Source organism: Streptomyces sp. WG7 (assembly GCF_049975785.1).
In the GTDB taxonomy this organism is placed as follows: domain Bacteria; phylum Actinomycetota; class Actinomycetes; order Streptomycetales; family Streptomycetaceae; genus Streptomyces.
Genome location: NZ_JBNGGE010000172.1, coordinates 1 through 775 on the forward strand (window position 1 = coordinate 1; position 775 = coordinate 775).

At 68.8% G+C, this 775-nt stretch carries 1 protein-coding gene; it reads right to left on the reverse strand.

What is annotated here, in order from left to right; translation table 11 throughout:
- Positions 1-719: AfsR/SARP family transcriptional regulator (locus ACP4J0_RS38590; RefSeq protein ID WP_426604131.1), on the reverse strand; the 719-nt coding region annotated here is incomplete at its 3' end.
- Positions 720-775: the final 56 nt, after the last annotated feature.

Here is a 775-nt window from a genome sequence, read left to right on the forward strand (position 1 = left end):
TGCTGGATCGCCTGACGGAGCCCGCGCAGGGCCGGGCCGGGATCGACACCCAGTTCCGCGTGCAGAACCCGACTCGCCAGGTCGTACTGCTGCAACGCCTCGGCCGGCCGCCCCAGCAACCACAAGGACCGCATCAACAGATCCCAGGCCGACTCACGCAACGGCTCCTCATCCACCAGATCACGCGCCATCAACACCGCCTGATCCGGCCGCCCCGACATCAACAACGCACGCACACACAACTCCCGCGCCGCATGCCGACGCTCCGTCAGCCGAGCGATCTCCCGAGCAGCGAAAGGAAGAAAAGCAGCATCCGCCAGAGCATCACCACGCCACACCCCCAACGCCCCCGCCAACACCTCCACAGCCCGCTCCGGCCGCCCCGCCTCCAACAACTCACGACCCTCCGCCACGGCCCGCTCGAACCACACCGTGTCCCGGTCCTCACCAGCGACCCGCAGCACATACCCGTACGGCGTCGTCGCCAGCACACCCTCCCGACACACCCCCGAAGCCCCCACCGGATGCAGCACCCGACGCAACCGGCTGATGTGCGCGTGCACCGCCGTCGCCGCCCGAGCCGGCGGACGCTCCCCCCACAAGTCATCACACAGCCCGTGCAGACTCACCGCACAGCCATCGGCGACGAGCAGCCGGATCAGCAGCACACGCCGCTGACGCGGACCCAGATCAAGAGGAACACCCTCCCGGGTCGCCATCACGGGCCCCAGCAAGCTGAAGCGGACACCAGCGGCTTGAGTGGACATGGTTGCCC